The 4,370-nt window shown below is 35.5% G+C and carries 2 protein-coding genes; both read right to left on the bottom strand.

Going from position 1 to position 4,370, the window contains the following annotated elements:
• On the bottom strand, positions 1-2,649 hold a 2,649-nt coding region (locus tag ACFIMK_RS02315), incomplete at its 3' end, for an autotransporter outer membrane beta-barrel domain-containing protein (protein WP_375683047.1).
• A gap of 1,348 nt (positions 2,650-3,997) precedes the next feature.
• On the bottom strand, positions 3,998-4,370 hold a 373-nt coding region (locus tag ACFIMK_RS02310; RefSeq protein WP_375693512.1), incomplete at its 5' end, for an autotransporter outer membrane beta-barrel domain-containing protein.

The raw sequence follows: 4,370 nt of genomic DNA, 5'->3' as shown, positions 1-4,370 counted from the left end.
CTTTTCATCAAAGAGGTTTTGCGCAATATCGGCTTTTCCTTGGCTTGAGTCTGGTCCATAGGCACGTAGTGTATACATATCTGGTAAACCATTTCTTGTGGTATAGCCATTTACGAGTTTGAAAGAGTTTTCAGTTGCTTTTCCAGAAACTTGAATGAGTGAAAGCCCCCGTACATTAGGAGCAGCAGAGGTATTTGCTTGACTACTGTTCTTTTCTACGCGTCCTGAAACATAAACTGATGTGTTGCCTGAGACGTTCCCATTGATCAAAAGCCTATCGGTTTTTTGATCGGCGATTGGTGCTCCATCACTCCATTGTGCGTTGAAGTAAATTTTTGCGTCACCAGAGGCATTGTAGACGGCTTGCGTGTCTGGTTTACCAGAACCTATATACAAAGTTTGGTAATGCTGTTTTTCTGTTGGCTTGCTAAACATAATGGAGCTGTTATCGAGATTAAGCGTAGAAATATCGGAACGAGATCTTTGAGCAATATCAAGTAGTTTTCCATCAGCATCTTTTTCATTGTTACTGATCTTCAACGTCCATTTTGTGTCGTTTTTCAGATCAAAGCGTGTTTGCCCATTTTCGTCATTTCTTACACCGCCTTGTAAGACAGAATGGTCTGCGGTTAAAGTAAACATTTCAACAGGTTTTGTCTTCTGCTTTATGTTTTTGAATAACGTATCTGCAAGGATTTTTGAATTTTTGAGATTAATTTTCCCCATTGATTCATCGGTATTTATTCCAATACCATTTTCAACGATCAGATCTGTATTGGTCAAATTAACTTCACTGTTTTGCCAATCTTGTGGATTACTATTACTTAGGCCATTTAACTTATTTTTAGACAAATCTGCAAAATTCACCCCAGCAACCCCTGCTGTTGCAGAAGTATTTGCGAGATCAATATGTCCATTTCTGTTTATCTTTAGTGCAATTAGTGTTGCATCTATTTTGTTTTCAGCGCCATTGATCATCTTAATCGTGCTATTGGATGCGACAAGTCCAAAATCAACTTTTTCAATCGTTGTTTTTCCGTTTAATTCAATGACGCTATTTGCAGCAGCATTTACACCCATGCTGGGCAGTTCGATTCCCTCAATATTTGTTTTCTTCCCTTTTATCGTTAATTCTTCACTTGTGATTTTGCCTCCATCCGTTACATAAAGACCAAAGAGAGTCTTCGTAATCGTTGTTTTTCCTTTTAATTCAATGACGCTGTTTGGGCCCTCAGCTGATGCGCCTGTAACTGAGCTTTCGCCATTTTCTGTGAGTGCAACATCTTTAACATTAATATATCCACCCAAAGTTGCATATAATGAATTATTACTCCCAGTAACAGTTCCTCCTGTCATGAAAATTTTTGATTGCTCACCAATGGCACTCAGCGCATTATGCTCAGATGAAATGATTTTCGCACCATTGTTTAAAGTAATGCTGCTGCCGTTTTGAGCAATTATTGCTTCTCCTTTTGCCTCAAAAGATCCGCCGGTGATTGTTATTTGAGATTTGTTATCTGCTAAGATGCTGTTTTTTGCTTTCGTGACGGTTACATTATTTAAAGTGACAATACTTCCTTTGTCAGCACTTATTCCTTTATCCATAAGAAAGTCATCATTTCCGCTTGATATTTTTACATCTTTCAGCGTGTTTTCTTTGCTGGTGGTGTTAAGAAATGATGCACCTACTGCTTTGTCTCCTGTGACCTCAATCGATCCTCCGGTCATCTTGATTGTCGCATTATCACTTTCGGCTTTAACACCGATCGAAGCATTTTTAATTGTTGTGTTACCATTCAATTCAATAGTGCTGGAACCTCTTGCAAATGCACCGAATTTTGTTCCTTTACCATTTGCTGTGAGCACAACATCTTTAACATTAATATATCCACCAGCTTTTGTATATAATACACTATTGCTACCGGTAACAGTTCCCCCTGTCATAAAAATTTTTGATTGCTCACCAATGGCATTGAGCCCATCACCGTTAAGTGATGTGATTTTTGCCTTATTGTTTAAAGTAATGATACTACCGTTTCGAGCATTGATTGCTGTTTCGTTTGCCTCAAAAGATCCATCGATAACTGTTACTTGAGTTTGGTTATCTGCAAAGATGCTGTTTTTTGCTTTTTTAACAGTTATATTTTTCAAAGTGAGTTTACTTTTTTTTTCAGCTTTTATTGCGTTATAGGGTTCGCTGTTTTCACTTGTTATTGTGACATTTTCCATATTTCCGTTACCAGCATTTAGCTGAATAGCGGTTTTATCAACATTGATAGAACCTCCTGTCATTTTGAATGTAGCGTTATCCGATATATTAACGCCGTATTCATAGGAAGATTTAGTTCCAAGTGGAGCACCAATGATGGTATTGTCCGATAATTCAATCAAACTATCGGATCCTTTAACGGTGACAACGGTTGTAACAGATGGTGGTGTTGGGGAGGTACTCCCCAGCTTTAAATTCTTGCCGATGATTTTTCCACCCGTTTCTGCCCAAATATTCTCGTAGCTTTCTTTAGAGACTTCCATTTTATTTCCATCAGAAACTTTAAGTTCTTTAAGTTCTTCCGCTTGTGTGTTGTGGTAGGTCCCAAATAATAGAATTGCTGCAGTTGCTGTATACGATAAAAGAGATTTTTTAGACATTTATGTTCTCCTCACTTAAAACTAAGCTACAAATATTTTTTCTGTTTGCCATATCTCCACTTGTTATAAGAAGAACAAACAATATAAGAAAATAAATAATGGTCTATAAAAATATTCTTCTTGATCACTATTTTATAATTTACTTATAGTTTTATAATTTACTTATAGTCAAATTAAAAAATATAATAATTAATGTATATATTTATATTTAAGTCATATTATATTTATAGTTTTAGTTATTACGTATTAAATATATAATTAAAAATATTAAAATGATATTTAAAGACAATATTATAAGCAAATGATCGTTGTTTGTTTGTACTTTTTAATGGTATCACAGTACTGTCATATATTTTGATGCATTAAGGAGAATAAAGGGGGGGCAGCATCGTTGGGAACAGCCGTCAGCAAAAATTAAAAAATTTTACTTAATTTTAGATCTGAGGTGTTTTATATTGGATGTAATGTGTTTTATAAATATGCTAAAGAGTACTGATTGATGCTTTTATAAATCTTAGTTTCTTCTTGAGTATTTTGATAAAGTGGTTGATGTCTTTGTTTTTTGGGTGTATTTAATTAAATTATCTGCGTAAAGAAATATTTTGCAGTATTTTTCCTATGTAAAGAGGAAAATAATAGTAGCTTGTGCTTTTTATCTACTTACGACAGTAAAACTTTACATTTTCTTTTTGCTTTGAGAAAAAGGGGAAGGGGATTTTATGAAGCAAGCGCGATTTATCAATAAACATATATGATTTATCAATAAATACATATAAGGTGTTTTTTCTGAAAGTTTTACTTTCACTTGGAGATGAAGCGCTTTGCGACATTTTTGTTTATGAGAGATAAATGCCATTCAATATCTAAGACAGCGTAAGGGGTAGATTTCTCAAAATCACTGAATTTATTCTCACCCTTAAGCATAACCACCGGCTTTAGTGCATATTTTCATTCTTTTGTACAAAGACTGCTACACGCATTTCACGCTCCCCAATTCCAGCAAATTGGCAAGACCTTCCCAGCTGTCTTTTCAGGATTATAACGAAAGCACTTTTTTGCCTGTGTACGAGCAACTACTTCAATCTGGTATGCATCAAAAACAATACCTAGCCTTGTCAATCAATAAATCTTGATGGAGATGATCTTGGGAGGATAAAGAACAAAAGCTATTCGAGCGATCTTTTTATGAAAGGGTGTCAAGAATAAAAAAGGCAGCATATTGTGCTGCCCTTTTTANTATTCGAGCGATCTTTTTATGAAAGGGTGTCAAGAATAAAAAAGGCAGCATATTGTGCTGCCCTTTTTATTAAATTGAATAGAATGAATAGGCTATTTTTACAGCCTTGATTTAAAACTGATAGCGTATGCCGCCTGAGAAATTTGCTCCAGATATACCAGTTTTCTGAAGCTTTTGTTGATAGCTGACATCACCATGAAGCGAGAAATTGTGAGACAGTTGCGCATTGATGCCAACGCCGCCTTCAATTGCAGGTCCCATAGGATCAAGGTCAAAATCTCTGCCAATCTGGATGGTACCATTATCACCAAAGGTTTTGATCAAGTTTACTTTTCCATAGAAAGACATCGGACGGTTGTTTTCAGTGGTTATAATGGTTTTGGTTAAACGTCCACCAACACGTATCAACCATTGAGAAGGATTTTTCATATCAACGGTAAAATTATCAGCATCTTCAATGGTATTAAACATCAAATGTTGATAG

Origin of the sequence: Bartonella sp. AP280QHHD, from assembly GCF_042196125.1 — a bacterium.
GTDB lineage: Bacteria > Pseudomonadota > Alphaproteobacteria > Rhizobiales > Rhizobiaceae > Bartonella.
The sequence above is the reverse complement of the archived record's forward strand: the minus strand, read 5'-3'. Positions and strand labels throughout refer to the sequence as shown.